Source organism: Arthrobacter sp. 131MFCol6.1 (genome assembly GCF_000374925.1).
Classification (GTDB): Bacteria; Actinomycetota; Actinomycetes; order Actinomycetales; family Micrococcaceae; genus Arthrobacter.
This window is the reverse complement of the sequence record NZ_KB895541.1, coordinates 1,229,380-1,255,219: the sequence shown is the minus strand read 5'-3', so window position 1 is coordinate 1,255,219 and position 25,840 is coordinate 1,229,380. Positions and strand designations below refer to the sequence as shown.

26 protein-coding genes, 2 tRNA genes and 1 other RNA gene are annotated in these 25,840 nt (G+C 67.0%); 16 read left to right on the top strand and 13 right to left on the bottom strand.

Annotated elements, in window-relative coordinates; translation table 11 throughout:
- Positions 1–5 precede the first annotated feature (5 nt).
- Both cysK and msrA read right to left on the bottom strand, forming a co-directional pair.
- The gene (gene cysK, locus C566_RS0105880; RefSeq protein ID WP_018773412.1) at positions 6–941 is read right to left on the bottom strand and encodes a cysteine synthase A; all 936 of its coding nucleotides are present in this window, start codon (positions 939–941) and stop codon (positions 6–8) included.
- Between the two features lie 65 nt (positions 942–1,006).
- A complete protein-coding gene (msrA, locus tag C566_RS0105875; protein ID WP_018773411.1) occupies positions 1,007–1,531 on the bottom strand; it encodes a peptide-methionine (S)-S-oxide reductase MsrA in 525 nt (174 codons plus the stop codon).
- A 99-nt stretch (positions 1,532–1,630) separates the two neighbouring features.
- Between msrA and C566_RS0105870 the strand changes: the two genes are divergently transcribed.
- Together C566_RS0105870 and C566_RS0105865 are read left to right on the top strand one after the other, a co-directional pair.
- Positions 1,631–2,554: a Nif3-like dinuclear metal center hexameric protein gene (locus C566_RS0105870; RefSeq protein WP_026266427.1), complete on the top strand. Its 924-nt coding sequence runs from the start codon at positions 1,631–1,633 to the stop codon at positions 2,552–2,554.
- Between the two features lie 123 nt (positions 2,555–2,677).
- Positions 2,678–3,415, top strand: coding sequence for a zinc ribbon domain-containing protein (locus tag C566_RS0105865; protein WP_018773409.1), 738 nt, complete (start codon positions 2,678–2,680; stop codon positions 3,413–3,415).
- A 7-nt stretch (positions 3,416–3,422) separates the two neighbouring features.
- Here the strand turns inward: C566_RS0105865 and C566_RS0105860 are convergent, their stop codons facing one another.
- The 3 genes from C566_RS0105860 to C566_RS0105850 form a co-directional block, all read right to left on the bottom strand.
- A complete protein-coding gene (locus C566_RS0105860) occupies positions 3,423–4,187 on the bottom strand; it encodes a YaaA family protein (protein ID WP_018773408.1) in 765 nt (254 codons plus the stop codon).
- Positions 4,188–4,259: 72 nt separating this feature from the next.
- Positions 4,260–4,547 carry a hypothetical protein gene (locus C566_RS23105; RefSeq protein ID WP_018773407.1) on the bottom strand — a complete coding sequence of 96 codons (288 nt, stop codon included), beginning with the start codon at positions 4,545–4,547 and terminating at the stop codon, positions 4,260–4,262.
- A 669-nt stretch (positions 4,548–5,216) separates the two neighbouring features.
- Positions 5,217–6,068 carry an SPFH domain-containing protein gene (locus tag C566_RS0105850; protein ID WP_018773406.1) on the bottom strand — a complete coding sequence of 284 codons (852 nt, stop codon included), beginning with the start codon at positions 6,066–6,068 and terminating at the stop codon, positions 5,217–5,219.
- Between the two features lie 120 nt (positions 6,069–6,188).
- Here C566_RS0105850 and rnpB point away from each other — a divergent pair.
- The 8 genes from rnpB (at position 6,189) to C566_RS0105815 (ending at position 13,581) form a co-directional block, all read left to right on the top strand.
- An RNA gene (rnpB, locus tag C566_RS22065) (RNase P RNA component class A) lies at positions 6,189–6,582 on the top strand.
- A gap of 191 nt (positions 6,583–6,773) precedes the next feature.
- Complete coding sequence (locus tag C566_RS0105845; protein WP_018773405.1) at positions 6,774–8,441, top strand: GMC family oxidoreductase; 1,668 nt, start codon at positions 6,774–6,776, stop codon at positions 8,439–8,441.
- Positions 8,442–8,670: 229 nt separating this feature from the next.
- On the top strand, positions 8,671–10,161 hold the full coding sequence (locus C566_RS0105840) for a glyceraldehyde-3-phosphate dehydrogenase (RefSeq protein ID WP_081627256.1): 1,491 nt from the start codon (positions 8,671–8,673) through the stop codon (positions 10,159–10,161).
- An 88-nt stretch (positions 10,162–10,249) separates the two neighbouring features.
- Positions 10,250–10,459, top strand: a complete 210-nt coding sequence (locus tag C566_RS0105835) for a hypothetical protein (protein WP_018773403.1) — start codon at positions 10,250–10,252, stop codon at positions 10,457–10,459.
- Between the two features lie 111 nt (positions 10,460–10,570).
- Positions 10,571–11,368 (top strand): HNH endonuclease family protein, encoded by a 798-nt coding sequence (locus C566_RS0105830; RefSeq protein ID WP_018773402.1) that lies wholly within the window; start codon positions 10,571–10,573, stop codon positions 11,366–11,368.
- Positions 11,369–11,475: 107 nt separating this feature from the next.
- Positions 11,476–12,372 (top strand): polyphosphate kinase 2, encoded by an 897-nt coding sequence (gene ppk2, locus C566_RS0105825; protein ID WP_018773401.1) that lies wholly within the window; start codon positions 11,476–11,478, stop codon positions 12,370–12,372.
- A 30-nt stretch (positions 12,373–12,402) separates the two neighbouring features.
- Positions 12,403–12,861 (top strand): DUF1579 family protein, encoded by a 459-nt coding sequence (locus C566_RS0105820; protein ID WP_018773400.1) that lies wholly within the window; start codon positions 12,403–12,405, stop codon positions 12,859–12,861.
- A gap of 9 nt (positions 12,862–12,870) precedes the next feature.
- Positions 12,871–13,581, top strand: coding sequence for an alpha/beta fold hydrolase (locus C566_RS0105815; protein ID WP_018773399.1), 711 nt, complete (start codon positions 12,871–12,873; stop codon positions 13,579–13,581).
- A gap of 65 nt (positions 13,582–13,646) precedes the next feature.
- Here C566_RS0105815 and def read toward each other — a convergent pair whose 3' ends face one another.
- From def to orn, 4 genes are all read right to left on the bottom strand, one after another.
- A complete protein-coding gene (def, locus tag C566_RS0105810) occupies positions 13,647–14,219 on the bottom strand; it encodes a peptide deformylase (protein WP_018773398.1) in 573 nt (190 codons plus the stop codon).
- Positions 14,220–14,259: 40 nt separating this feature from the next.
- Positions 14,260–15,414, bottom strand: coding sequence for an acyl-CoA dehydrogenase family protein (locus C566_RS0105805; RefSeq protein ID WP_018773397.1), 1,155 nt, complete (start codon positions 15,412–15,414; stop codon positions 14,260–14,262).
- Between the two features lie 93 nt (positions 15,415–15,507).
- A tRNA-His gene (locus C566_RS0105800) sits at positions 15,508–15,580 on the bottom strand.
- Positions 15,581–15,779: 199 nt separating this feature from the next.
- Positions 15,780–16,412, bottom strand: a complete 633-nt coding sequence (gene orn, locus C566_RS0105795; protein WP_026266426.1) for an oligoribonuclease — start codon at positions 16,410–16,412, stop codon at positions 15,780–15,782.
- Positions 16,413–16,580: 168 nt separating this feature from the next.
- On the opposite strand from orn, the gene mptB reads away from it, so the two are divergent.
- Positions 16,581–18,188 (top strand): polyprenol phosphomannose-dependent alpha 1,6 mannosyltransferase MptB, encoded by a 1,608-nt coding sequence (gene mptB, locus C566_RS0105790; RefSeq protein ID WP_018773395.1) that lies wholly within the window; start codon positions 16,581–16,583, stop codon positions 18,186–18,188.
- Here the strand turns inward: mptB and C566_RS0105785 are convergent.
- On the bottom strand, positions 18,185–18,868 hold the full coding sequence (locus tag C566_RS0105785; RefSeq protein WP_018773394.1) for a DNA alkylation repair protein: 684 nt from the start codon (positions 18,866–18,868) through the stop codon (positions 18,185–18,187). The two genes, mptB and C566_RS0105785, sit on opposite strands and share 4 nt — an antisense overlap.
- 78 nt (positions 18,869–18,946) lie before the next feature.
- Between C566_RS0105785 and map the strand changes: the two genes are divergently transcribed.
- Positions 18,947–19,714, top strand: coding sequence for a type I methionyl aminopeptidase (map, locus tag C566_RS0105780; protein WP_018773393.1), 768 nt, complete (start codon positions 18,947–18,949; stop codon positions 19,712–19,714).
- Here the strand turns inward: map and C566_RS0105775 are convergent.
- Together C566_RS0105775 and C566_RS23100 are read right to left on the bottom strand one after the other, a co-directional pair.
- Positions 19,711–20,388, bottom strand: a complete 678-nt coding sequence (locus C566_RS0105775) for a GNAT family N-acetyltransferase (protein WP_018773392.1) — start codon at positions 20,386–20,388, stop codon at positions 19,711–19,713. The genes map and C566_RS0105775 overlap by 4 nt on opposite strands.
- Positions 20,389–20,426: 38 nt before the next feature.
- Positions 20,427–20,930 carry a LapA family protein gene (locus C566_RS23100; protein WP_018773391.1) on the bottom strand — a complete coding sequence of 168 codons (504 nt, stop codon included), beginning with the start codon at positions 20,928–20,930 and terminating at the stop codon, positions 20,427–20,429.
- 330 nt (positions 20,931–21,260) lie between these two features.
- Between C566_RS23100 and C566_RS0105765 the strand changes: the two genes are divergently transcribed.
- On the top strand, positions 21,261–22,277 hold the full coding sequence (locus tag C566_RS0105765; protein ID WP_018773390.1) for a magnesium and cobalt transport protein CorA: 1,017 nt from the start codon (positions 21,261–21,263) through the stop codon (positions 22,275–22,277).
- A 76-nt stretch (positions 22,278–22,353) separates the two neighbouring features.
- On the opposite strand, the gene C566_RS0105760 is transcribed toward C566_RS0105765, so the two are convergent.
- Positions 22,354–22,426 (bottom strand) — tRNA-Arg (locus tag C566_RS0105760).
- Positions 22,427–22,672: 246 nt separating this feature from the next.
- On the opposite strand from C566_RS0105760, the gene C566_RS0105755 reads away from it, so the two are divergent.
- The 3 genes from C566_RS0105755 to ettA all read left to right on the top strand — a co-directional run bounded on the left by C566_RS0105755 (position 22,673) and on the right by ettA (position 25,690).
- Positions 22,673–23,239: a single-stranded DNA-binding protein gene (locus tag C566_RS0105755; RefSeq protein ID WP_018773389.1), complete on the top strand. Its 567-nt coding sequence runs from the start codon at positions 22,673–22,675 to the stop codon at positions 23,237–23,239.
- Between the two features lie 367 nt (positions 23,240–23,606).
- On the top strand, positions 23,607–23,912 hold the full coding sequence (locus tag C566_RS0105750) for a DUF6993 domain-containing protein (protein WP_155846740.1): 306 nt from the start codon (positions 23,607–23,609) through the stop codon (positions 23,910–23,912).
- 95 nt (positions 23,913–24,007) lie between these two features.
- A complete protein-coding gene (gene ettA / locus C566_RS0105745) occupies positions 24,008–25,690 on the top strand; it encodes an energy-dependent translational throttle protein EttA (RefSeq protein WP_026266424.1) in 1,683 nt (560 codons plus the stop codon).
- The last annotated feature ends 150 nt before the right edge of the window (positions 25,691–25,840 follow it).

The window sequence follows — 25,840 nt, the reverse complement described above, 5'->3', positions numbered from 1 at the left end:
CGGACTTAGCCGCGGATGTCGTCGTACAGCACGGTGGAGATGTAGCGCTCACCAAAGTCGCACACCACGGCAACAATGAGTTTACCGGCGTTCTCCGGCCGCTTGGCGAGCTCCAGGGCCGCCCAGACGATGGCGCCGGAGGAGATGCCGCCCAGGATGCCCTCCTTGATGCCGAGATCGCGCGCCACCCGGACGGAATCTTCCAGCGTGGCGTCGATGACCTCGTCGTAGACGTTGGTGTCCAGGATGTCGGGAATGAAGTTCGCGCCGAGGCCCTGGATCTTGTGCGGGCCCGGGGCGCCGCCGTTGAGGATGGCGGAGTCCTTCGGCTCGACGGCGACGATCTGGACCTCCGGCTTGCGTTCCTTCAGGACCTGTCCGACGCCGGTGACGGTGCCGCCGGTGCCGACGCCGGCGACGAAGATGTCCACGTTGCCGTTGGTGTCGGCCCAGACTTCCTCGGCCGTGGTGCGGCGGTGGATCTCCGGGTTGGCCTCGTTGGCGAACTGCTGTGCCCAGATGGAGTTCTCCGTGTTGGCCACGATCTCCTGGGCCTTCTCCACGGCGCCGCGCATGCCCTCGGAGCCGGGGGTCAGGACAATCTCGGCGCCGTACGCGCGCAGCATGACCCGGCGCTCGGTGGACATGGTCTCCGGCATGGTCAGGATGACCTTGTAGCCGCGGGCCGCGCCCACCATGGCCAGGGCGATTCCGGTGTTGCCGGATGTGCCTTCGACGATGGTGCCGCCGGGCTTGAGGGCACCGGACTTCTCGGCAGCGTCAACAATCGCGACGCCGATCCGGTCCTTGACGCTGTTGGCCGGGTTGTAGAACTCCAGCTTGACGGCCACGGTGGCGTCAAGGCCTTCGGTCAGCCGGTTCAGCCGGACCAGCGGAGTTCCGCCTACCAGCTGGGTTACATCGTCATAGATCGGTGCCATGTATGTATGCCTGTCTTTGAAGAGGGTTGACTGAGGTCAGCCTAACGAGCGCCTACAGGCGCTAGCTAAGCATTAAGCCATGCAGAGTAATATTTCCTCGCCTTGGCCAGCTTCGGGTTAATGATGACCTGGCAGTAGCCCTGCTCCGGGTATTTGGCGAAGTAGTCCTGGTGGATTTCCTCGGCCACATGAAACTGCGGCAGCCGGCTGACCTCGGTGACGATCGGGTGCCGCCACAGGGCCTGGTTCCGCTCGATCGCCTCCTCGAACAGGATCTTCTCCTCGGTGGTCTCGTAGAACATCGAGGAACGGTACTGGGTCCCGACGTCGTAGCCCTGCCGGTTCAACGTGGTGGGGTCGTGGAGGGCGAAGAACATGTCCAGGATGACCTCGGCGGGAATGATGTCCTCGTCGAACGTCACCGCCACCACCTCGGCGTGGCCTGTGGTCCCGGAGCACACAGAGTAGTAGTCGGGGCTGCGGTCATGGCCTCCGGTGTAGCCCGATACGACCGAGCTGACACCCTTGGTTTTCTGGTAGACGGCGTCGAGGCACCAAAAGCAGCCTCCGCCGAGGACAAAAGTTCTCATGATCTCTTCAATGGTTCGAGGGCCCCGATGATTCCCCATCCACCTTACGAGAGTGTTACGAGTGACCGGGCCGCCCGCGGATAGGGTAAAAATGGGGGTATGGAACCTGTGAACACCGATGTTTCAGCGGAATCCGACCGCCCTGCTGCCGCCGTCGACGGCGATGGCGGCACCGGGGAGGCCACAGGCGCCGCGACGCTGGGCCTGATCCAGCTGGCAGTGGAGGAGCTCTGGCCCGAATCCCTCGCCGAGGACTGGGACGAGGTGGGCCTGGTGGCCGGCCACCCGAACGCCGAGGTGCACCGGGTCATGTTCGCGGTCGATCCGACCCTTGACGTGATCGAGGAGGCCATCGACTTCGGTGCCGAGCTGCTCATCACGCACCATCCGCTGCTGCTCAAGGGCGTGACGTCCGTTGCCGCGAACACGGCCAAGGGCAAGGCCGTGCACCGCCTCATCGAGTCCGGGACCGCGCTGCTGACCGTACACACCAACGGTGATTCCGCCGTCGGGGGAGTTTCCGACGTCCTGGCCGACGCGCTGGGCCTGCAGAACGTGGCCCCACTGACGCCCGCAGCGAACGGGCTCCCCGAGGAAGGCATCGGCCGCGTCGGCGACCTTGAAGAGGTCCTGACGCTGGGTGATTTCGCGGCCCGCGTGTACGGCATCCTGCCCTCGGTGGCCGGCGGCGTCCGGGTCTCGGGGGACCGGGACGGGCTGATCCGGCGGGTGGCTGTCTGCGGCGGCGCCGGCGATTCCCTCTTCGGCGAGGTCCGGGCCAGCAACGCGGACGTCTACGTCACGGCGGACCTGCGGCACCACCCGGCATCGGAAGCCCGGGAGGCGGCGGTCAACGACCGGCCGTACCTGATCGACGTTTCCCACTTCGCCAGCGAGTGGCTGTGGCTGCCTGCGGCCGCCGAAGCGCTGGGCAATGTGCTCACCGACCAGGGCCACGACGTCGAGATCCGGGTCAGTGCCACCAACAGCGACCCGTGGGACTTCATTCTGACTCCGGGCTAAGCCTGGCGTGCGAGGGGCCCCGGGTGAGCGTAGCGAGGCCGGGGAGTACGCTAGGCGCTAGAGTCTAAGGAGCGCCGGGACGGTGCCCGGCTTCGGCCGGATTGGATTTAGCGGAGGTAAATAGTGGCCAAGGCAGCACCGGCGGAACAGTTGAAGTTGCTCGAATTGCAGGGACTCGATGCCAAGCTCAAGTCCTTGTCCAACCGCCGGCGAAGCCTTGAAAGCGATTCCCGCATCACGGACCTGGAAGCCGCCCTCAGCGTGGCCAACGGTGAGCTCGGTGCCGCCAAGGTGGCCGTCCACGACGCTGAACTGGAACTCAAGCGCTCAGAGGCCGACGTCGAGCAGGTTGCCTCCCGGATCGAACGCGACGAGGCCAGGCTCAACAGCGGCACGGGGCTGTCCAAGGACCTCGTCGCCCTGCAGCGGGACCTCGTCTCCCTGAACAAGCGCCGCTCGGACCTCGAGGACGTCGAGCTCGAAGTCCTCGAACGGCTCGACTCGCTCCGCGCCCGCCAGGCGGCCCAGCAGCAGATCGTGGACGACATCCAGGGCTCCTTCGGCTCCATCCGTGCCGAGCTGGACGAGCAGCTGGCCGAGATCGCCGCCGAAGCCACGGTGGTGCGCGGGCAGCGTGCCGAGTTCGCCGCCGGACTCGACGCCGGAATGCTCGCCGTCTACGAGAAGACCCTCGCCAAGCGTGGCGTCGGCGCCGCCCGGCTCTTCCACGGCACCTCGGAGGGCTCCGGCATGCACCTGAGCCCGGGCGACCTGGCCGAGATCAAGGCCGCGGCCGAGGACGACATCGTGTTCTGCCCCGACTCCGGCTGCATCCTGGTCCGCTCGGCCGACTGGGCCTGAGCAGTTCCTAGCCCGGCAGGATGATGTTCAGGGTGTGCGGCTTCCGGGCCGTGCCCGCAACAAGTTCGGCAACCCATTTCTCCGCCGCCGCCTTCTGCAGCTGTGCGGGGGTTTGGGGGGCCTTGCCCCGGCGGCTGAGCAAATGGCGTGCCAGCTCGCCCCGGGTGTGCTTGGCAAAGTGGCTGACCACCTTGCGCACGCCGGCGGTCTCGGTGAAGACGTTCACGGCCACCGTCTGTTCCGGCGGGGGAGTCCAGGCCGCGGCATAGGTGCTGGACCGGCAGTCCACCAGCAGCTGGCCCGCGGCGGCCGCGGCCAGCGCGTCGCCCAGTTGCGGCTTCCAGAAGGAGGCGAGCCGTCCGACGTCGGGCAGCGAGGTCCCCATCGACAGCCGGTAGGCGGGCACACGGTCCGCGAAGCGGATGGCGCCCCACAGGGCGGAGACCACCAGCACCGATTCGTCGGCCCTCTTTCGCTGCGTCGGGGTCAGCGAGTTGTAGCCGAGGGCGTCAAAGAGCACCCCGGAATACACCTGGTGGGCCGGGGCGGCAGGTTCTGCGTGCAGCCGTGTGTTGCGTTCGACGTCGGCACTCAGGGAAGCGCCGACGCCCAGCAACGCCAGGGCGTCCTCGTGCGCGCTGACAGTACCGAGCGCCTCCAGGACCTTGGCGCGGGAGCTGTTGAGGGCGGGAAAGCTCAACGCGGTCCAGTCGGCGGCGTCCCCGCCGGTCGCGGGAGTCTTGCCCTCGGAGGGCGGCAGCAGAATTAGCACCGTACGATCTTACCGGCGGCTGCCTTCCCGGGACCGCCGTCCAGGGCCCGGGGGCCGGCGATTGGCGGCGGTTCAGGCGAGGTTGTAGCCGAGAAAGGACACGACGCCGGGCAGGATGGTGCGCCAGTAGCCGTAGTCGTGGCCACCTGGCTGGAAGCCGCCCTCGATTTCGCCCGGGAGTCCCGCCCGGTAGTGGCGAACAGTGGCGGCAAGCTCGTCCCCGGTGCCGCAGTCGATCCGTTTGGGCAGCGCTGCGAGCCGGGGCCGGAGTGCGAAAACGTCGTGGGCGGCGAAGTCTTCCGGGCCGTCGAACGCGGTATCCTGGCGCGGGTCGTAATGGTCCCAGACCGCAGGACTCATGGCCGCGACGGCCCGGACCCCGGGTAGCCGGCCCTGCGAGGCGAGCAGCAGGGCACCGAAACCCCCCCATCGAGAGGCCGACGAGGCCGATCCTGCCAAGGTCGAAGCCCTGGCCGCCGAGGAACGGAACAAATTCCTTCACCAGCATCGACTGCGTGTCACTGCCGTCGGCGCGCGGGTGCCACCAGGTGTTTCCGCCGTCCACGGCCGCGATCGCGAAGGGCGCGCCGCCGGCGTCGAGGTGCCGTTGCAGGGCCTCGTGGGCCGCCAGGTCCTCCAGCAGAGCCGTGTGGCTGCCGCCCAGTCCGTGAAGAAACACGGCCAGGGGCAGTTCGGGCGGCGCGCCGCCGGGCGGCAGTTCCGGCGTCGCCAGCGACCAGTGGCTCGCGGTCCCCGGGCGGTAAGCCGAGACGAACGAACCCGTGCTGGTACGGACCGTCAGCGGGCCGGCGGGGGCCGGCGGTGTCGTCGGGCTCGTGGGGCTCGCTGGCGCGGGGCTTGCCGGCCGGGACGTTTCGGTGGGCGCGAGCCCGCCCGTGCACGCCGCGAGGGCGGAGGCGCCCAAACCGATCCCTGCCAGCCCCAGCAGGCGGCGCCGGGTCAGGGCAGACTCGTCCATCCCTCGATAATAGGCGCGCCGGTCCGGGGCGCTACTCCTAGGTTCACGCGCTACGCGGCCTTGATCGGTGACGCCGGTGATTCCGCCGGTGTCGCTGCGGGTGCAGCCGCCGACATCGTTGTCCTGGCCACATGGTCCTCGCGGGCCAGGAAGGCGGCCAGTTCGGCGATGGTGCTCATCAGGGGCGCCGGGAAGACGACGGTTGAGTTCTTGTCCACCCCGATCTCCACGAGGGACTGGAGATTCCGCAGCTGCAGGGCGACCGGGTGGGCCATCATGGTGTCAGATGCCGCGCCGAGCGCCACGGCGGCGATCGCCTCTCCTTCGGCCGCGATGATCTTGGCCCGCTTCTCCCGCTCGGCCTCCGCCTGGCGGGCCATCGCCCGCTTCATGCTCTCCGGAAGCTGGATGTCCTTGAGTTCAACGAGGGTTACTTCGACACCCCACTCCAGGGTCAGGGCGTCCAGGATTTTCCGGATGTCACTGTTGATGTGCTCGGTCTCGGACAGCGTCTGGTCCAAGCTGTGCCGGCCCACGACCTTGCGCAGGGTGGTCTGGGCGATTTGGTTGATGGCCGCCGCTACGTCTTCGATTGCCACAACGGACTTCACGGCGTCGATCACCCGGTAATAAGCCACTGCCGAGATGTCGACGCTGACGTTGTCTTGGGTGATGATGCCCTGCGACTGGATCGGCATCGTCACGATCCGCAGGCTCACCAGCTGAAGCCGATCCACAACCGGGATGATGAACCGCAACCCGGGGCTCCGGACCGCCACCACCCGGCCCAGTCGGAACAGGACGCCGAGTTCGTACTGGCGCACAATCTTGATCGACATCTTGGCGATAATCACCACCAGGATGATCGCGAGCAGCCAGATGATGATGGCGATCCAGTTCATTGGGATCTCTTCCTTGACTAGCAGGAATCCTGCTCCAATTCTCCCACGGGCTGCCCCAAAAGGCCGCGGCGCGGACGTGTCACCGGATGCGTTCGCCGTGACCGTAGAATGGACAGCGGATGGGTTGACCAGGCGGCCGCGCGTCACGCAAGTGGCTCGAGGAACGTCCGGGCTCCGCAGAGCAGGGTGGTGGGTAACGCCCACTCGGGGTAACCCGCAGGCCAGTGCCACAGAGAACAGACCGCCTGCGTGCGGCGTGTGCTTGCACAGGCTGCAGGGCAGGTAAGGGTGAAACGGTGGTGTAAGAGACCACCAGCTTCCCGGGTGACCGGGAAGGCTAGGTAAACCCCACCCGGAGCAAGGCCAGACAGGGCACGTTTGAGGGCTGCTCGCCCGAGTGTCCGGGTAGGCCGCTGGAGGGCGTCGGCAACGGCGTCCGTAGATGGATGGCCGCTACTCCCGCGCCGGCAACAGCGCGGGAACACAGAACCCGGCGTATCGGTCAACCCATCCACCCAAACCGCCGGGTTACCCTGTCCTGCCCGGAGCGGGATCCGGCCGTCACAGGCTGCCGGCAGCCGGGCGCGTGCGTGCACGGTTGCAAGCTTGGGAAAACCTTGAGGCATGCTTGACATCATCCCGGCGGGCCCCGACACTTCAATGAACGCTTCAGGTAACGGTGCATGCGATGGTTGAGGAGTCATAGTGCCGGATGACGCAGCATACGACTATGTCATCGCCGGTGGTGGCACAGGCGGCAGCGTCCTGGCCGGCAGACTTAGCGAGGACCCTTCGATACGCGTGCTCCTGCTCGAGGCAGGAAGATCCGACCGCCATCCGTTCATTCACATGCCCGCGGGCTTCCCGAGACTCAAGGGGGGCCCGTATCAGTGGGCTTACAACAGCGTTCCGCAAAAACACAGCAACGGCCGCAGCATCGCGCTTCCTCAGGGCCGGGGACTCGGCGGCGGCGGCTCCATCAACTCCCAGGTCTTCACCCGGGGCGTGGCTGGGGACTACGACGGGTGGGTCGCGGACTACGGATGCGAGGGCTGGTCCGCCGCCGAGGTGTCCAAGTATTTCATCCGCTCGGAATCAAACTCCAGACTCTCAGGACCGCACCATGGAACCCAAGGGCCCCTCGGCGTCTCTGACCTCCGGCGTCCGCACACGCTCTCGGCGGCCTTCGTGCAGGCGGGCCAGGAGTTCGGGCTGCCCTACAACAGCGATTTTAACGGGGCGAAGCAGCTCGGCGTTGGCTTCTACCAGACCACCACCAGGAACGGCCGCCGGTGCAGCGCAGCCGTTGCCTATTTGAAACCCGCGCGCAAGCGGCCCAATCTCACGGTGCGCGTCAACGTGACCGTCTCCAAGGTGGTCATCAAGAACGGCCGCGCCGTAGGCATCCAGACGATTGAAGGCGGAGTCGCGCGAACCTACGGTGCCCGGCGCGAGGTGCTGATCGCCAGCGGAGCGTTTGGTTCGCCCAAGTTGTTGCAGCTTTCAGGCATTGGCGACCCGGCAGACCTTGCTGCCGCCGGCATCGACGTGATCCACGCCCTGCCCGGGGTCGGGAAGAACCTGCAGGACCACCTTGACCTTGACATCATCTACGAACTCACCGATGACCACAGCCTGGACCGGTTCAATCGGGTACGCCCGGCGACTGTCCTGGCGGGCCTCGAGTATCTGGCTTTCCGTTCGGGACCGTTCGCATCCAACCTCGTTGAAGCGGGTGGCTTCAGCTACGCCAACACAGCTGAGAAATCCCCGGACCTGCAGTTCCACTTCCTGCCCGCAGCGAGGTCGGAGCCGGGCATAGCGTCGCTGCAGCCCGGGTTCGGCATGACGCTGAACTCCTATTTCCTGCGCCCCCGCAGCCGGGGGACAGTCCGGGTCGCATCCTCAGACCCCACACAGTCGCCGCTCATCGATCCGAATTTCCTCGCGGACGACTATGACCTGGAGATGACGATCGCCGGCGTGCAGCAGAGCCGGCAGATCATGGAGCAGTCATCGATGGCGGCGTTCATCAAGAAGGAGCACATCGGCGACGGCTCCCGCGTGGCAACCCGCGACGAATACGTGAATTTCGTGCGCTCCTACGGACGGACCTCCTACCACCCGGTCGGCACGTGCGCCATGGGGGCCACAGACGATTCGGTCGTCTCGCCCCGGCTGAAGGTCTACGGGCTGGAGGGGCTGCGGGTCGTTGACTCCTCGGTCATGCCCCGCCTGGTCAGTGCCAACACGCAGGCGCCGACCATCATGATCGCGGAAAAGGCCGTCGACATGATCCTGGAGGACGCAGCCCGGCTGGCGCCCGGAGTGAGTGGTTTGGCCGGCTCCTCCTTGGCCCCGGACGGTGTGTGAGTCAATTCACGCGCAACAGGCACCCCACCCGGCCTGGCCGCCCGTAGAATTGATGGTGAACGTAGAAGTTCTGCCGCCGGGTCTGCGTTCGCAGCCGGCGGTTTTTCTTTGCGCTCGATGAGGCGCCCGGGGTGGACCGAATCCCCGCCGGTGCCCGGTACCGGACACCCTCCGGCGGCCGACTTCCCCCTACGAGGACGTAGGGGGTGGATTCTAGGAAGGTAGTTCTGTGAGCCAGACGTCAGATTCTTGTCTTGATACGTGGATGGGCCGTGAGGCGCTCGCCGAGGCGATGATCCCCGTGATCGGCCGGCTGTACCGCGAGAACAACGTGGTGACCTCCATCCACGGACGCAGCCTGATCAACAAGTCCACCATGAATATCCTCAAGGCCCACCGCTTCGCCCGCCGGATGAGCAAGGAAGAACTGCGCCTCGAGGAGACGGCCCCGCTGCTGGAGGCCCTGACCAAGCTGGACCTCGGCGCCGCGGCGATCGACATTGCCCGCCTCACCGAGAAGTACCGCGCCGAGGGCGACGGCGCCAGCCTGGATGAGTTCCTCCGCGCCGAACTCGCCGAGGTTGTCGGCAAGCGCGGCGGCGACGACCGCACCAGCACCGATGTCGTCCTCTACGGCTTCGGCCGCATCGGCCGGCTCCTGGCCCGGCTCCTGATCGAAAAGGCGGGCGGCGGCCACGGCCTGCGCCTGCGCGCCATCGTGGTCCGCCGCGGTTCCGATAACGACCTCAGCAAGCGCGCGAGCCTGCTGCGCCGCGACTCCGTCCACGGCTCGTTCGAAGGCACCATCAAGGTTGACCTCGAAAACGACACCATCACGGCCAACGGCGTCCAGATCCAGGTCATCTACTCGGACAACCCCTCCACGGTGGACTACACCGCCTACGGCATCCACGACGCGCTCGTCGTGGACAACACGGGCCGCTGGCGCGACGCCGAGGGCCTGTCCCAGCACCTGCTGAGCAAGGGTGTTGCCCGCGTTCTCCTCACCGCACCGGGCAAGGGCGATCTGAAGAACATTGTGCACGGCATCAACCACGGCACCATCGCCGACTCGGACACGATCGTCTCGGCGGCGTCCTGCACCACGAACGCCATCACCCCTGTGCTCAAGGCGATCAACGACCGCTACGGCGTGGTCCACGGCCACGTGGAGACGGTCCACTCCTTCACGAACGACCAGAACCTGATCGACAACTTCCACAAGGGTGACCGTCGTGGACGCTCTGCCGCGCTGAACATGGTGATCACCGAGACAGGTGCCGCTAAGGCCGTCGCCAAGGCTTTGCCGGAACTGCTCGGCAAGCTCACGGGCAGCTCCATCCGCGTCCCCACCCCGGACGTCTCGCTGGCCATCCTGAACCTGAACCTGGAGAACGGCACCACCAAGGACGAGGTCAACGACTACCTGCGGGAAATGTCGCTGCACTCCGAGCTGCGCAAGCAGATCGACTACATCGATTCGCCCGAGGTTGTCTCCACGGACTTCGTCGGCTCACGCCGGGCTGGCATCGTCGACGGACTGGCCACGATCTCCAACGACAAGAACCTCGTCCTGTACGTCTGGTACGACAACGAGTTCGGCTACAGCTGCCAGGTGGTCCGCGTCATGGAGGAAATGGCCGGGGTCAACCCGCCGTCCTTCCCCGCCAAGGACGCCGCGTCCATCCTCGAGGCCGCCGGCCTGCCCGTCGAGGTCTAGCCAGGGCCAAGGTCCCTGACCGGGACTGGTTCCTCCTTTCCCGGCCGATGCACTGGAATCGGCCGGGAAAGGGACCCACAATGGAGCCATGGAACCGAACCCGGCTGTTGAACACGAGACCACCCTGGAACACGCGCTGGACGTCGCGCGGAGCAACGCGAAGGAAGCGAAGCGGCTGCTGGACGACGCCCTGGTCAAACGCCAGTCCGGTGAAGTCAACGACGACCGAGTGACCCAGCTCCAGGGCTTGCTGGATCTGGCCAACGAAGACCTGAAACGGGTCACACGGGAGCAATAGGCCCCGGCGTTCCGCGCCACTGGTCCCCAACACTGTGGACAACCGCCCTGGTATCGGTCCGTCCGCGTAGGCTCAGGGCGTGCAGCCAGAACGCCGCGAGCGGCCGCCTACATGACCGTCACCTGGATGGAATTCCGCCGCGCCCGCCGACACTCCCGCCAGGCCTGGATTCTCCTGGCCGCAGCAGGCCTGGCCGTCCTTGGCGGCCTCGCCTGGTTCTTCACGGCCGGCCAGTTTGTTGCCGCGGAGCCGCAGATCGCCGGCCCCAGCGAGGCCCCCGTGGTTGCCGCCGGGTGGATGAACGCAGTGGATGCCGTCCGGGCCGTGCCGGAGGGAAGCGCTGCCGGAGTGCTCGACACCCTCGCGGTCAAGGGACGGGCGGCAAAGAACAACTATGACCGGGGCGCCTTCGGCCAGGCGTGGCTCGACGTCGACCGCAACGGCTGCGATACGCGCAACGACATCCTCCGCCGCGACCTGGCGGCCGCCGAATTCGCCAGCGGCTCCCGGTGCCAGGTGGCCGGCGGCACGTTCCAGGAACCGTACACCGGCCGCATGATCGCGTTCCGGCGCGGCGCCGAAACCAGTGCCGCGGTGCAGATCGACCACGTCGTGGCGCTGGGGGACGCGTGGCAAAAGGGCGCCCAGCAGCTCACAGTGCAGCAGCGCGAACACCTGGCCAACGATCCCCTCAACCTGATCGCCGTCGACGGTCCCGCCAACCAGGACAAGAGCGCCTCTGACGCCGCCACCTGGCTGCCGCCGAACAAGGCTTTCCGCTGCCACTATGTGGCCCGCCAAATCTCGGTCAAGGCGGCCTACCGGCTGTGGGTCACGGCCGCAGAAAAGGAGGCGATGAAACGGATCCTGACCTTGTGCCCCGGGCAGCAGACGATTGTGCCGCGGTGAGGACGCGTCGCGGCTTCCGGGCTGGAGGACCCTTGCAGCCGGTCTCCTGCCCGGCGAGAATGGGCGCGGCGGGACAAACCGCGCGCCGGAATGCTGGAACGGAAACCATGGCACATCGCACGGACGATTCAGGCAAGGGGCACACCGACCACAAGGCCGGTCACAAGGCCGGTCACAAGAAGGGCTCTGCGCGGCGGCAGGCGCGGCTCGACGCCGGAATCTACGAGGCCGAGCTTCTGCGGCTCCAGGCAGAACTGGTTGCGCTCCAGGAGTGGGTCCGGAGCACCGGGGCGCGGGTCCTCATCATCTTCGAGGGTCGGGATGCAGCCGGCAAGGGGAGTGCGATCAAAAGGGTCACCGAGTACCTGAATCCGCGGTTTGCCCGGATAGTCGCATTGCCGGCGCCGACGGAGCGCGAACGTGGTGAATGGTATTTCCAGCGCTATGTGGCGCATCTGCCCGCCGCCGGGGAAATCGTCCTGATGGACCGCTCCTGGTACAACCGTGCCGGCGTCGAACACGTGATGGGCTTTTGCACCCCGGCGGAGCACAAACGCTTCATGGCCCAGTGCCCGGTTTTTGAACGGCTCCTTATCCAGGACGGCATCCTGCTCTTCAAGTACTGGTTCTCGATCAGCCATTCGGAACAGGAGCGGCGGTTCAAATCCCGCCTGGATGATCCCATGCGGCAATGGAAGCTCTCGCCGATGGACCGGGAGGCAATCCTGCGGTGGGAAGACTACTCGCGGGCCAAGGACGACATGTTCATGCAGACGGACACCGCGGAATCACCCTGGTACGTGGTGGAAGCCGAAGACAAACGCCGGGCAAGGATCAACCTCATCGCCCACCTGCTCTCCAGCATCGACTACAAAGAAGTACGGACAGAGCCTGTGACCCTGCCGGAGCGGCCGAAAGCCGTCAACTACACGCGTCCGCCGCGGGAACTGTTCCGCTATGTCCCGGACTTCGCGGCAAGCCTGGAAAAGCCGCCGGAGGACTGAGCGGGATCGACTGGATCAGTAGACTGCAGCATGGACATTGTGAAATACGTAACACCGATCCTTGGCACCTGGCAGGGACAAAACCGCTTGCGGCTCATGCCCACAGACGAGTACAAGGGTTCGGCGGCCACCGCCACGGTGAAGGTGACCGCGGCGCACTTCGCGAGTGTCGCCTACACCTGGTCAGACGGTGAGAACCCGCAGGAAGGCCTGTTGCTCCTGGCCGGCGGGGCGTCCGACGCGGATCCCGCCACCGCGGTGTGGGCGGACTCCTGGCACACGGGCAAGGCGCTGATGCAGTTCTCCGGCACGGTGGGCGCCGATGGTGTCCTCCGGCTCAACGGCTCCTATCCGGCGCCGCCCGGCCCGGACTGGGGCTGGCAGATCCACCTGCACCCGGCGGATGGCCCGGGCGGACGCATCACCATGCACAACCTCGTCCCGGGCGAGGACCCCTATCAGGTGGTGGAGCTGGAACTCCACCGGTAGGGTACCGGCATGGACATCATCCTCGTACCCGGATTCTGGTTGGACGCCTCGTCGTGGGCGGACGTCACCCCGCCGCTGACCGCGGCCGGGCACAAGATCTACCCGCTGACATTGCCGGGACTGGAGTCGGCCGATGCGCCGCGCGCCGGCATCGGCCTGCGCACCCACATCGACGCCGTCGTGGCGAAGATCGATTCCTTCGACGCCCCGGTGGTCCTGGTGGGCCACTCCGGCGGCGGAGCCATCATCCACGGCGCCGTCGATGCCCGCCCGGACCGGGTGGCCCGGGCAATCTACGTGGACAGCGGGCCACTGGGGGAGGGCGGGGTCATCAATGACGAACTTCCGGCCGACGGCGACGACGTGCCGCTGCCGCCGTGGGAGCTCTTCGAGGACGAGGACCTCACTGACCTGACCGACGAGCTGCGCGCCATGTTCCGTGCCCGTGCCATCCCGCAGCCCCGCGGCGTGGCCCAGGACCGGCAGCAGCTCACGGATGAACGCCGCTACGCGGTCCCGGTCACCGTCATCGCCTGCGAATTCCCGTCCGCGATGCTGAAGGAAATGATTGCCGGCGGCCACCCGTACGTGGCCGAGCTCGGACGGATCCGCGAGGTCGACTACGTGGACCTGCCCACCGGCCACTGGCCGCAGTTCACCAGGCCGGCCGAGCTCGGCGCCGCCATCCTGGCCGCCGTCGACCGGACCCCGGGGAACTGACCCCGGCCGGGCGCCAGCCCGCCGGTCTTCCACCATCCCCGCCAGCATCCAGCTGGCCCCGGCCGTCAGTGGCCGAACGGGTCCGGGTCCACTCCCGGCATCCAGGTCAGGCCGGGAACGCCCCAGCCGCTGCGCTTGGCCTGCTTCATGGCCCGGCGCGCATAGCGGTCAATCAGCCGGTTGACGTAGAGCTTGCCGTCGAGGTGGTCGTACTCATGCTGGATGACCCGGGCGAACCAGCCGGTCGCCTCGAATTCCACCGGCTTCCCGTCCCCGTCGAAGCCCTGGACCCTCGCCCATTCGGCCCGCTTGAGCGGATACTGGCCACCGGGGAACGACAGGCAGCCCTCCTCTTCCTCGTCGGGGTCCGGGAGGGCGCCGGAGACCTTGGAAAGTGTCAGGACAGGGTTGACCACGACGCCGGTGGGCGGGGCGCCGTCGTCGTTGTCGTACTTGTACACGAAGAGCCGCTTGCCGACCCCCACCTGGGGGGCCGCCAGCCCGACGCCGTTGGCGGCGTCGTTGGTCTCGAACATGTCGGCGATCAGGGTGCGGAGCTCGTCGTCGAAGACTTCGACTTCCGCGGCCCGGCGGTGCAGCACGGGCTCGCCCCAGATCGTGATGGGCAGGACGGTCATATCAGAAAAGTTCCTCGGGTGCTGGTGGAGTCGCGGCCGGTCAGCCGGCGATGGTGCGGCCGACGACGTCGCGCATGATTTCGTTGGTGCCGCCGAAGATCGTCAGCAGCCGGGCGGCGAGGTAGGCCTGGGCCACCGGGTATTCCATGATGTAGCCGTAGCCGCCGTGCAGCTGCAGGCAGCGGTCCGTGACGGACTTGGCGCGCTCGGACGCCCACAGTTTGGCACGGGCAGCGCCTGCGGCATCGAGCTCTCCGGCGTTGAACGCCAGGATGGCCTGGTCCACGTATGCTTCGGTGACCTCGACCTCCGTGAGGATGTCGGCCAGTTCGAAGCGGCTGTTCTGGAAATCGATGATCCGCTCGCCGAACGCGTTGCGGTCCTTCGTGTAGCGGACAGTCGCCTCGTAGGTGGCGCGCACGACGGCGGAGCTTGCCACGGCGATGGCCAGCCGGCCCTGGGGGAGCTGTTCGGCCGCGTACTGCAGGCCCTTGCCCTCCTCGCCGACGAGGTCGGCGTGCGGGACACGGACGTTGTCGAAGAACAGCTCGGCCGTGTCGGAGGCTTTGAGGCCCATTTTGTCCAGCTGCTTGCCGGTGTTGTAGCCCTCACCCTTCTGGACCATGAAAAGTGAGAACGAGTCGCGGTTTCCGCGTCCGGTGCCGCCGTCGGTGCGGGCCAGGACCAGGGAGGCGTCGCCGGAGATGCCGTTGCCGATAAACGTTTTCTGGCCGGTGATCAGCCAGTCGTCGCCGTCGCGGACTGCCTTGGTGCGGATGCCGCGCAGGTCGGAGCCGGCCCCCGGTTCGGTCCAGGCGACCGAGGTGACCTTTTCGCCGGAGACCATGCCCGGGAGCCAGCGGGCCTTGAGGTCATCGGAGCCGTAGGCCAGCAGGTGGGGGAGGACCATGTCATCGTGCAGGTGGAAGGCCAGACCGACCGCGAGGTGGTTGCTCCTGGCGAATTCTTCGTCGAGCACTGTCCGGAAGCGGTAGTCGGACATCCCCATGCCGCCGAACTCTTCCGGCACGGCCAGGCCCAGCAGGCCCTGCTCGCCGGCCGCGGACCACAGTTCCCGGGACATCATGTGGTCCTCGTCCCACTGGGTGTAGTGGGGAGCGACGGCGCGCGCATTGAACTCGGCGGCCATCTCACGGAACATCTCGTGGTCTTCTTCAAAGAGCTTGCGCTTCACTGCGATTCCTTCCCATACAGACAACAAAGGCCGCACCGGATAACCGGTGCGGCCTTTGGAAAAGGTCGGACAATCACTGCCGTCCTTCATGAGGGTGAGCGACGGGGGTTGAACCCGCGACCTCCTGGACCACAACCAGGCGCTCTGCCAACTGAGCTACGCCCACCATGTGCCATATCAGGCCCTCCGGCGAACCGGCTGGCTGGAAAGGCAACGACAAATAGCTTACCTGCTGTTTGGTGGTGGTTTTGCCACTTTTGCGATTTTCGCCAAAATTTCCGCGAAACGTGGCGCAGATTACTTTTCTGCGCCACGTCCCGGCGACGTTTCATCGGCCCCGCAGCGAGGGCGAGGGTGTGCGGCCGCTAACCGGCCGGGGTGGGCTCGGCTGCTTCGCCGCCCATGACGCGCTTGGCGATCCGCTGCGCCGTGGCACTGTCCGGGCCCGGCGCGGGGACAAACACGGCCTCACGGTAATACCGGAGTTCGTCGATGGAGTCCTTGATGTCTCCGAGTGCCCGGTGGCCGCCCAGCTTGGCGGGGGACTGGAAATAGGCCCGGGCAAACCAGCGGCGGGAGAGTTCCTTGATGGTGCTGACGTCGATCACCCTGTAATGCAGGTGCTCCACCACGTCGGGCATGTCGCGGACAAGGAACACGCGGTCGGTGCCCACCGAGTTGCCGCCGAGCGGGGCCTTCCGCGGGTCCGGCACCCATTTCTTGATGTAGGCGAGCACGGCTGCCTGCGCTTCGGCCATCGTCTTGCCGTGCGGAAGCTCCGCCAGCAGGCCAGAGCGCGTGTGCATGTCGCGGACAAAGTCGTTCATCTGGGCCAGCGCGGCGTCGTCGGGCTTGATCACGACGTCGACCCCGTCTCCCAGGATGTTGAGCTCCGAATCGGTGACCAGGGCGGCCACCTCGATAAGGGCATCATTCTTGGTGTCCAGGCCGGTCATTTCGCAGTCGATCCAGACGATGCGTTCGTTAGTAATAGGCACCCGCCCAGCCTACCGTTCCGACGCCACAGAGCCGTCCGGTGCTAGGATTTCGAATACGCGGCCGCCGAATTATTTCGGCACTTATTTCTTCAACGCGGCGCCCCGGGCCGGACAATGCGGCCGGCTGTGGGCGGAATTGTGGCCCACAACAGATTGGACGATCCTGACATGACGGCGCCTGTGCCTGCGGCGGGGGAAACGGCTGCCGGTACGTCCAGCCCGTCCACGTCCCGCCCCTCTGCGTCTGCCCGGACTGCGGCCTCCCCTGAGGGGGAGGCCGCCGGCGACGTCGACAACCCGCGGTCCCCGATCCTTGCCGGGTTCCTGGGCTCCCTGTTCATGACGATCGGTTCGATCGGCGTCGGGTGGCTTGCCCCCGCGTCCGAACTCCGCCGCGTCCCGCTGTTCATCTGGATGCGCACCGAGGCCTTGGGCGTCGCCCTCTGCATTGTCCTGCTGGCCTTCGGCGGCATGCTGCTGGTCCGCGCCTGGCTGCGGCTCGGCCAGCGCGTCCGGGTCTGGGGGGCCGGCGCCCGCAAGGCCACGCTCCAGGCGACGGTGGCGTGGGGGCTGCCGCTGATGTTCTCCGTGCCGCTGTTCAGCCGCGACGTCTACGCGTACATCGGCCAGGGCCGGCTCATGGTGGAGGGCTTCAACCCCTACGAAAACGGCATTTCGGCGCTGTCCAACTACTTCCAGCTGGGCGCCGACAGAATGTGGACCGAAGCCCCCGTCCCGTACGGGCAGCTCTTCCTGTGGATCGAACAGTTCGTGGTCTGGGCCACCAACGTGCACCCCGAAGGCAGCATCATGCTGTTCCGGATCGCGGCCCTGGTGGGCGTGGTCCTCTGCGTGATCTACGTGCCCAAACTGGCCGAGCTGCACGGCGTGAACCCGAACCGGGCCCTGTGGCTGACGGCGGCCAACCCGCTGTTCCTCACCAACTTCATCGCCAGCGTCCACAACGACGCCCTCATGATCGGCCTGGCCCTGGCCGGCCTCTATTACTGCGCCACGCGCCGGGTCATCCTCGGAATCGTGCTGGTCACACTCTCCATCTCCGTCAAACCCATCACGGTGGTCTTCCTGCCGTTCATCGGCCTGCTCTGGGCGGGCAAGGGTGCAAGCTGGCCACGAAAGTTCGTCTTCTGGGCCCTCACGGCCGGCCTCAGCCTGGCCCTGCTGTATCTCATGAGCCGGGTCAATGGCTTCGGTTTCGGCTGGATCAACGGGCTGTCCGCCCCGGGCAGCATCTGGATCTGGTACGCGCCCGTCGGCCTGGTGGGCCTGATCGTGGCCTCCATCTCCAACGCCTTCGGGCTCGACGGCTGGGGGCTGGCAAAGTGGGCGTTCGACGCCGGCAAGCTGCTCGCCGTCGGGATCGTCGCCTGGCAGATCTTCCGCGGCGACTACGACCGCCTGATGCGCCGGCTCACCCTGGCGTTCGCCGCCGTCGTGCTGCTGTCCCCGATGATCCAGTCCTGGTACATCGTCTGGCTCATCCCGCTTTTCGCCGTCACGGGCATCCGCGACGACTGGCAGGTCAAGGCGCTGTACTTCATCGTGTCCTTCTTCATGGTCTACGCGATCTCGGACCAGCTCGATGTCTTCCCGTACCTGCAGACCGCGGACCTGGGCCTGGCCCTTGCGCTGGCCCGCAACGCCGCGGCGATCATCGCGTTGCTGTTCGCGCTGTACCTGATCTTCCTGGACCCGAAGACCAAGCTGCTGTTCACCAAGTCGGACGAGCCGGTCACCACGCGGCCGATCATCTAGGCCGGCAGGTTCCTGAGCGCTTCCTTGCGCGAGAGCGCACTGAGCTCGTCGGCATGCCGCCGCACGAACGCCCGCACCCAGGCCGGATCCGTCCTGGCGTATTGGCGCAGCGCCCACCCGATCGCCTTGCGGATGAAGAACTCCCGATCGTCGAGGTTGGCCTCGATCACAGCGGCCAGGAGGGCCGTGTCCGTGGCGGCCTTCGCCCCCAGCTGTGCGGTGATGGCGGCCCGCCGGACCCAGAAGTCCTCATCCCGGCTCCAGCGTTCCAGCACCGGCGTCAGTTCCGCCCGGTGGGCCTGCAACAGGGCGCCCAACCGGTGCGCCACCCCGTCCACCAGGTCCCACCAGGCTCCGGTGCGGATGATTTCCTCATAAATGGCCAGCATGCTCAGTTCCCCGGCAGCGGGCTTGAGTCCCGTGAGCTCGATCGCGGCGTAGCGTTCCTCACGGTGGCTTGCGTTGCGCCACAGCGCGAGCACCGTGGACTGCAGTCCCGCCAGGCTGGCCGGCGGGTGGTCCGCGGCCGCGGCCCTGACTATGCTGCGGACTTCGGGAACCCTCACGCCCAGGGACGGCATCTGCGATTTCATGTAAGCCTGTGCCCCGGCGGCGCGCCCAGGATCGGCAGCAGCTTGCAGGCTGCCGCGGATCGCGTCAATCAGTTCCGTGGTGGTCATGAGGCCACTGTAGACATGCCGCGGCGGGCTTTAGAGTTGAATCCAGCAAGCCGCGGCTCCGCGTCGGAAGGGAATGCCATGTCCATGATCAAGAGTCCCGAAGAGATCGCACTGATGCGCGAGGCCGGCCGGGTGGTCGCCACCACCCTCGCCCGGGTCCGGGAGGCGGCCGCCGTCGGCGTTTCGCTCAAGGAGCTGGACGATGTCGCCGCAGCGTCAATCGCCGACGCCGGAGCCACCCCGGCGTTCCTGAACTACCGGCCGCGCTGGGCATCAGTGCCGTTTCCCGGGGTCATCTGCACGTCCGTCAACGACGCCGTCGTGCACGGCATCCCCAACGAGTACCGGCTCCAGGACGGGGACCTCCTGAGCGTGGACTGCGGCGCCTTCCTGGCCGGGTGGTGCGGCGATGCGGCCATCAGCTTCATCGTGGGGACCGCGGACCCGGTGGACCAGGCCCTCATTGACGCCACGGACGCCGCCCTGGCGAGGGGGATCGACGCGGCAAGGATCGGGAACAAGATGGGGGATCTCGCCTACGCGATAGGCGGGGCGGCGCGCCGGGCAGGCTACGGGCTGCTCGCCGACCACGGCGGCCACGGCATCGGCCGGACCATGCACGCCGAGCCGCCCGTTCCCAACGACGGACGTCCCGGCCGCGGCATCAAACTGACCGAGGGCCTGGTCATCGCCATCGAACCGATGCTGATTCTCGGCCGCAAAGACGACTACTACCATGACGACGACGAATGGACCCTCCGCTCAGCGAACGGCCGCCGCGCCGCGCACAGCGAGCACACCGTGGCCATCACCGCCGACGGGCCGGTGATCCTGACCCTGCCCTAGCGCCCGCGGTCCCCGCCGGGCGGGGGCACCGTCAGACGGACGACGGCGCGTCCCGGCACCGCGTTGCTGACCACTGGATTGCTGACCACTGGATTGCTGACCACTGGATTGCTGACCACTGTGAAGCCGGCCGCCAAAAAGAGCCCCAAGGTGCCGTGGTAGAGATCCGCCGGGCCGGCCTTGGGCCGTTGCGCGGGGTCGACCGGATATCCCTCCACTACGGTTGCGCCGTGCGCGAGGGCGTGTTCGACGGCGGCGGCAAGCAGCGCTCCCGCCACGCCGGTCCGCCGGTGGCCGGGGGAGACCACAAAGCAACTGACGGACCATACCTGGTGCCCGCCGGGATCCTTGGCGGCGTCGGGGGCCGACGCCAGCACCTTCGAGCGCAGGATCCTTGGGTAGCACCCGCGGGGCTCGACGGCGCACCAGCCCACGGGATTCCCGTCGCGGAAGGCCAGGACCCCTGGCTCCGGCTGGCCGCCGCCGAACTTCTCCCGCAACTGGTTCTTCCGCTCATCCGGGGTGGACGCGGACCACTGGGGGCCGGTCAAGGCGAAGAACCGGCACCAGCAGCGTGAGGGTTCGCCGCGGACGCCGAAGAGACGCTCGACATCGGGCCAGTCCGCCGCGGCGGTGGTGATGGTTGCCTGGGTCCGGAGTTCTGCTTCGCGCATGGAAAAGAGGGTAGCGCCTGGCGGCGTCAGCGTCAGCGTCAGCGCGTGCGGGTGCCCGGGCTCGACTGGCGGCGGATACGGTGAGCGGCGAGCCGGAGCTGGATAATGCGGGCGGCTCCGGCGATGGCGACCAGCACTCCGCCGCCGACTGCCGCGATGAACAACGCGATGCCGAGCGGGACCGCGCCTTCGAGGCCAAAGAACTTCACCTGCACGTATTCCTGGTTCTGCAGGATGAACGCGATCAGCAGGATCAGCACCACCAGTGCGCAGGCAACCGCGGCCCAGACCATTCCGGCACGGGTGACCTGGCGCGTTTCCGGTGCGCGGGCGGGAGCCGGCTCCGTGGGTGCCTCGGCACGGGAGGGTTCGGCGCGTCCCGCCGTCGTGGCGGCCACATCGGTGCTGCCCGCCGGGCCATCGGTGCCGGGGACCTGCTCGGCGGACCCGGGGCCGGTTGTGGCGTCAGCTGCCTCCGCGTACTGGGTGGTGGGGGCGTCGTCTGGATTGGTGGGGTCGAATCTGCGGGGTGTTTCGGTCATGGCGGCCGTACCTTTCGATTGCGGGCAGGGTGCACAGGCTTTCGCTGCCGGCCTGCCCGTCAACTCAATACTAAGCGTGCTGAGGGCTGGCGGGGCTCCGGGCAGTGGGCGGCACGGTCCGGTCGATCCCCCGCACACCAACTTCTTTGCTTTCGTGGTCTTTGGCGGCCGCCGGTGGGCGGCAATCTTTCCGGCAATCTTTCCGGCAATCTCTCCGGCAACCTTTCCGGAGAAGCAGCGGCGGTCGCGGGGCAGTGCAGGCTGTTGGCACCGGCCGGGGGACGGTATAACGTCACAGCAAAGCGAATGCCTTGAAGAGGAGGCGCGGCCGTGACGATCATTGACAACGCCGTCTATGTGGACGGCCACCGGACCGCCGACCCGGAAGGGCTCGAGGAGACGTACTTTCTGCTGCGGCAGCGCCAGGGCATGGCCTGGATTGGGCTCTACCGGCCCGAAGCCGAGGAGCTGCGCTCAGTGGCCGAGGAATTTGACCTGAGCCACCTGGCCGTGGAGGACGCGCTCGCCGGCCACCAGCGGGCCAAGCTTGAGCACTATGGCGAGACGTTGTTCCTGGTGCTGCGGCCCGCGCGGTACCTGGACGATGTGGAGAAGGTCGAGTTCGGCGAGATCCATGTGTTCTCCGGCCCGGACTTTGTGGTGACTGTCCGCCGGGCGGAGTCTCCCGACCTGGCCCGGGTGCGCCGGCGGATGGAGTCCGAGCCGGAGTTCCTGGCGCTCGGACCGGATGCGGTGTTGTACGCGATTCTGGACCAGGTGGTGGATGAGTACGAGCCGGTGGCCGCGGGCCTGGAAAACGACATCGATGAAATCGAAGACGACCTGTTCGCTGCCGATCCCGGCGTATCGCGCAGGATCTATGAACTCTCCCGCCAGGTCATCACGTTCCAGCGTGCGACGGCCCCGCTGGCCGGAATCCTGCAGAGCCTTATGGGCAGCGGACCGGACGGGGTGCCGGACCCCGAACTGCAGGACCATTTCCGCGACGTCCTGGACCACGCCATCCGGCTGGGGGAGCGGGTATCTGCCTTCCGGGCGCTGTTGCAGAATGCGCTGGCCGTCAACGCAGCCCTGGTAGCCCAGCGGCAGAACGACGAAATGCGGCTCCTGACGGAGTCGAGCTTCGCCCAAAACGAGCAGGTCAAGCGGATCTCGTCGTGGGCTGCCATCCTGTTCGCGCCGACGTTGATCGCGTCGATTTACGGCATGAACTTCCGCGACATGCCCGAACTCGACTGGATCTTCGGCTACCCGATGGCACTCGGGCTCATGATCGGCATGGGCGGGATCCTGTTCCTGACGTTCAAGCACAACAAGTGGATCTGATGCTCTGTTTGAAATATGAGTTGAATCAAGAAGCGGCCCTGACCGTGCGTTGTCGCAGGTCAGAGCCGCTCTCTTGTGCCCCAGGAGGGAATCGAACCCCCGACCGGCGGATTAGAAGGCCGCTGCTCTATCCCCTGAGCTACTGGGGCGCGCTGGTGCCCACCGGCTGCTGCCGGTGACGCCTCAAAAAGTTTACAGTGCCGGACGGCCGGTGCGGGTCAACGGCGGCCGGTGGCCGCTCCCGCCGGACCGGACTAGTCCCCAACACGGCCCCCACGCCGTTGCCGGCCGCCGGTTTTCCACATGGCACAGCCGGGCACTCCCCGGCCGTGGCCGGCGGCGGGATGCTGGAACTGCCCGGCAGGGCACGACAATTCGAGACAGAGGACATGAGAATGAGCGACAACATTACGGTCCGTGGCTTCGTCGCCTCGGAGATCAGAAGCGCGACCACACCCGGTGGCGTGGCCACGGCGTCCTTCCGGCTCGGCGCCACCGAGCGCCGCTACGACCGCGGCTCCAGCACCTGGGTGGATGGCAACACCAACTGGTTCACCGTTCAGGGATACCGGCAACTGGCCGGCAACATCGGCTGCAGCATCAAGAAGGGCCAGCGGGTCATCGTGGTTGGCAGGCTGAAGATGCGGAGCTGGGAGAAGGACGGCAGGGTCTACCACGACGCCGAAATTAATGCGGAGTCAGTCGGCCACGACCTCATGTGGGGCTCTGCCAACTTCACCCGTTCAGCCGGGGCCGGCAGCCAGACGACTGCCGGACCCGGTTCCCCAGGTGCGCCCGGCATTGGGGACCGGGACGGCGGCGGACCGCAGAGCCAGCCAGAGGATGCCGGCGCGGACGGCGACGGCGGCACCGACCACCACGGGACCTTCATCGATGACGAGAGCGGTGAGGAAGAGGAGGTGGACCAGGAAACCGGAGAACTGAAAGGCGCCGCTGCCTGAATGCCGCAGGACCGGCGGGCAGCGCCGGGGGTCACCGGAACGGGACGCCACCGCGTGGCAGAATTGCCCGATGCAACACGCCAAGATCACTGCAGGACGGGCGGCGCCCACCCCCGCCGGGGGAGGGGCAGCACGTCGCGGCGGCTGGGCCGTTCCGGTCGCCGCAACCTTGGTCCTCCTGCTGTCGGCCTCCGCCTGTGCGACGGCGGCCGGTAGTAGCGGGGCCCGGGCCGCTGGAGCCCCGGATTCTGAAGGCACACCTTCCGCAGCGTCCCGGGCACCCGCAGTGTCCCCGGACCTGGTTGGGCCGCCCGCCGGCGGGGCCGGGACAGCCAGCCCCGATATGAAACCAGGCATGAAACCCGGCATGAAACCCGACAGGGAATCCGCCACGAAATCCACGGTCGAGACGGCCCTGAACGCCGTGGTCCGCGGCGGGGGCCGGCCCGAAACGGCGGACATCCGCGCATCGTTGGTTAACGCAGGGATTCCGGCCGACGCTGTGGAAGTCACCGCCGGGCGGACGCCCACCGGTCTGGCTGCCGACGCCGTCGAGGCCGCCGTGCGCGACGGCAGCAACTGCATTGTGGCCCAGATCCGCACCGGCACCGTTGCCGTCACTGTGCTGCCGGGTCTGGACTCCGGCGGCTGCCTCGTGGGCGTCCGGGACTGAGCAGAACCATCGGCGGCCGACAGGGCGGCCGTCAAGTGGCCGATCCGGGCTCACGGAATGTGAGTTATCCCGGCCGAACCACTAGATTTGTAGGCATGGCGGAATTTATCTACACAATGACCAAGGCCCGTAAGGCTGTTGGCGAAAAACTCATCCTCGATGACGTGAGCATGTCCTTCTTCCCGGGGGCCAAGATTGGCGTTGTCGGCCCGAATGGTGCCGGTAAGTCCACCATTCTCAAGATCATGGCTGGCCTGGACACTCCCTCCAACGGTGAGGCCCGGCTCAGCCCCGGCTACACGGTAGGCATCCTGTTGCAGGAGCCGCCGCTGAACGAGGACAAGACCGTCCTGGGCAACGTCCAGGAAGGCGTTGGCGAAATCTACGGCAAGATCCAGCGCTTCAACGCGATCTCCGAGGAAATGGCCAGCCCCGACGCTGACTACGATGCCCTCCTCGAGGAAATGGGACAGCTGCAGGAAGCGATCGACGCGGCCGACGCCTGGGACATCGACTCCCAGCTGGAACAGGCCATGGACGCACTGCGCTGCCCGCCCGCCGACGCCGATGTCACCCTGCTTTCCGGTGGTGAGCGCCGCCGCGTCGCGCTGTGCAAGCTCCTGCTGCAGAAGCCGGACCTGCTCCTGCTCGACGAGCCCACCAACCACCTTGACGCCGAGAGCGTGCTGTGGCTGGAACAGCACCTCTCCAGCTACTCCGGTGCCGTCCTTGCCGTCACCCACGACCGGTACTTCCTCGACCACGTGGCCGAGTGGATCGCCGAAGTGGACCGCGGCCACCTGTACCCGTACGAGGGCAACTACTCGACGTACTTGGAAAAGAAGCGCGCCCGCCTGGAAGTCCAGGGCAAGAAGGACGCCAAGCAGGCCAAGCGCCTGACCGAGGAACTCGAATGGGTCCGGTCCAACGCCAAGGGGCGCCAGACCAAGTCGAAGGCCCGCCTGGCCCGCTACGAGGAAATGGCTGCCGAGGCGGACCGCACCCGCAAGCTCGACTTTGAAGAGATCCAGATCCCGCCGGGACCGCGCCTGGGCGGGCTCGTGCTGGAGGCCAAGGGTCTCCAGAAGGGCTTCGATGACCGCACTCTGATCGACGGACTGTCCTTCAGCCTGCCCCGCAACGGCATCGTCGGCGTCATCGGCCCCAACGGCGTCGGCAAGTCCACGCTCTTCAAGACCATCGTGGGCCTGGAACCGCTCGACGGCGGCGAACTGAAGATCGGCGATTCCGTCAAGATCTCCTACGCCGACCAGAGCCGTGGCGGCATCGACCCGAACAAGACCCTGTGGGAAGTCGTGTCCGACGGCCTCGACTACATCCAGGTCGGCCACGTCGAAATGCCGTCCCGCGCCTACGTGGCCGCCTTCGGCTTCAAGGGCCCGGACCAGCAGAAGAAGGCCGGGGTGCTCTCCGGCGGTGAGCGCAACCGCCTCAACCTTGCACTGACCCTCAAACAGGGTGGCAACCTGCTGCTCCTCGACGAACCGACTAACGACCTCGACGTCGAAACCCTCAGCAGCCTCGAAAACGCCCTGCTCGAATTCCCGGGCTGCGCCGTCGTCGTCTCGCACGACCGCTGGTTCCTGGACCGGGTGGCCACCCACATCCTCGCCTACGAAGGCGACGAGGAGAACCCCTCCAAGTGGTACTGGTTCGAGGGCAACTTCGAGTCCTACGAGGAGAACAAGGTGGAGCGCCTGGGCCCGGACGCGGCCAAGCCGCACCGGGTAACCCACCGCCGCCTCACCCGCGACTAAGCCCGCAAGGCTTACAGCGCCACGAAAAAGGCCGGCTCCCCCTGAACCAGTTCAAGGGGAGCCGGCTTTTTTTGTGTGCCGGGGACGATGTGGGCGGCGGGCGCTATATGCCACCCGCCGGAATGGGAATGCCAGCAGCCCTAAGCCTCG

Excerpts from the sequence above, each read along its gene's own strand:
- msrA (WP_018773411.1), bottom strand. The coding sequence starts at position 1,531 with ATGAGAACTTTTGTCCTCGGCGGAGGCTGCTTTTGGTGCCTCGACGCC.
- C566_RS23100 (WP_018773391.1), bottom strand. The coding sequence starts at position 20,930 with ATGACCGAAACACCCCGCAGATTCGACCCCACCAATCCAGACGACGCC.
- mptB (WP_018773395.1), top strand. The coding sequence starts at position 16,581 with ATGACGGCGCCTGTGCCTGCGGCGGGGGAAACGGCTGCCGGTACGTCC.
- map (WP_018773393.1), top strand. The coding sequence starts at position 18,947 with ATGTCCATGATCAAGAGTCCCGAAGAGATCGCACTGATGCGCGAGGCC.
- C566_RS0105775 (WP_018773392.1), bottom strand. The coding sequence starts at position 20,388 with ATGCGCGAAGCAGAACTCCGGACCCAGGCAACCATCACCACCGCCGCG.
- ettA (WP_026266424.1), top strand. The coding sequence starts at position 24,008 with ATGGCGGAATTTATCTACACAATGACCAAGGCCCGTAAGGCTGTTGGC.
- def (WP_018773398.1), bottom strand. The coding sequence starts at position 14,219 with ATGACCGTCCTGCCCATCACGATCTGGGGCGAGCCCGTGCTGCACCGC.
- C566_RS0105750 (WP_155846740.1), top strand. The coding sequence starts at position 23,607 with ATGAAACCCGACAGGGAATCCGCCACGAAATCCACGGTCGAGACGGCC.
- ppk2 (WP_018773401.1), top strand. The coding sequence starts at position 11,476 with ATGGCACATCGCACGGACGATTCAGGCAAGGGGCACACCGACCACAAG.
- C566_RS0105830 (WP_018773402.1), top strand. The coding sequence starts at position 10,571 with ATGACCGTCACCTGGATGGAATTCCGCCGCGCCCGCCGACACTCCCGC.
- C566_RS0105820 (WP_018773400.1), top strand. The coding sequence starts at position 12,403 with ATGGACATTGTGAAATACGTAACACCGATCCTTGGCACCTGGCAGGGA.
- C566_RS0105850 (WP_018773406.1), bottom strand. The coding sequence starts at position 6,068 with ATGAACTGGATCGCCATCATCATCTGGCTGCTCGCGATCATCCTGGTG.
- C566_RS0105835 (WP_018773403.1), top strand. The coding sequence starts at position 10,250 with ATGGAACCGAACCCGGCTGTTGAACACGAGACCACCCTGGAACACGCG.
- cysK (WP_018773412.1), bottom strand. The coding sequence starts at position 941 with ATGGCACCGATCTATGACGATGTAACCCAGCTGGTAGGCGGAACTCCG.
- C566_RS0105755 (WP_018773389.1), top strand. The coding sequence starts at position 22,673 with ATGAGCGACAACATTACGGTCCGTGGCTTCGTCGCCTCGGAGATCAGA.
- C566_RS0105785 (WP_018773394.1), bottom strand. The coding sequence starts at position 18,868 with ATGACCACCACGGAACTGATTGACGCGATCCGCGGCAGCCTGCAAGCT.
- C566_RS23105 (WP_018773407.1), bottom strand. The coding sequence starts at position 4,547 with ATGAGTCCTGCGGTCTGGGACCATTACGACCCGCGCCAGGATACCGCG.
- C566_RS0105870 (WP_026266427.1), top strand. The coding sequence starts at position 1,631 with ATGGAACCTGTGAACACCGATGTTTCAGCGGAATCCGACCGCCCTGCT.
- C566_RS0105815 (WP_018773399.1), top strand. The coding sequence starts at position 12,871 with ATGGACATCATCCTCGTACCCGGATTCTGGTTGGACGCCTCGTCGTGG.